General features: G+C 35.0%; 1 protein-coding gene. It reads left to right on the top strand.

The genetic code is table 11. The features are described 5' to 3' along the window. The coding region (locus ACRCJ0_RS17065; RefSeq protein ID WP_431391348.1) for a MetQ/NlpA family ABC transporter substrate-binding protein at positions 1 to 613 on the top strand (613 nt) is incomplete at its 5' end. Positions 614 to 775 lie beyond the last annotated feature (162 nt).

The raw sequence follows: 775 nt of genomic DNA, 5'->3' as shown, positions 1-775 counted from the left end.
TTCAATCGATATGCACTCCGCTTTAACAGAAATCTATATGGATTCAATCAATGAAGAAGGTGGCTATTCTAATACCACATTAGGTTATACCACTTTAAATCCAATGGGTGTCTTCTCTGAAAAAATTGATTCATTAGATGAACTAGCAGACGGTGCTTTAGTCGCAATTCCAGACGACGTATCAAACGGGTCACGTGCTTTACTGTTACTACAAACAGCAGGTCTAATCGAATTAGACGAATCTAAAGGGTTATTACCAACAACAAGTGACATTACTTCAAATCCAAAAAACTTACAATTTGAAGAAATGGCAGCCAACCAAACAGCTCGTGCTTTAGCTGACGTTGATATCTCATTAATCAACAACGACATGGCAACCGATGCAGGTTACGTGCCAACACAAGACTCAATCTACCTAGAGCCAGTCGCAGAATCATCAAAACCATACTACAACGTCATTGCAGTCCAAGAAGACCAAACTGACAATGAAGTATATAAAACAATCCTTGAATACTATCAAACAGACGAAGTTGCAGCAATCATCGACGAAATGTCAGCAGGTTCAAGTATTCCAGTATGGGAAGGCGCACCAGAACCAGGTAGTGCAAACTAATATTAGAATAAAATATAAAGACATTAATCAAAATATAAATTAATGTCTTTTTTTTAAAAAAATTGAAGGTAAATTTTTATACTAGTATTATTGGTGGTAACATAATTTATAAATTATGTTAGATTTATTAAGAAAAGGGTTTTATTATGAGTAGTAACTTTC

It is taken from the genome of Aerococcus sp. L_32, assembly GCF_050689315.1.
Note: the sequence above shows the minus strand (reverse complement) of the source record. Positions and strands in the feature narration are given on the sequence as shown.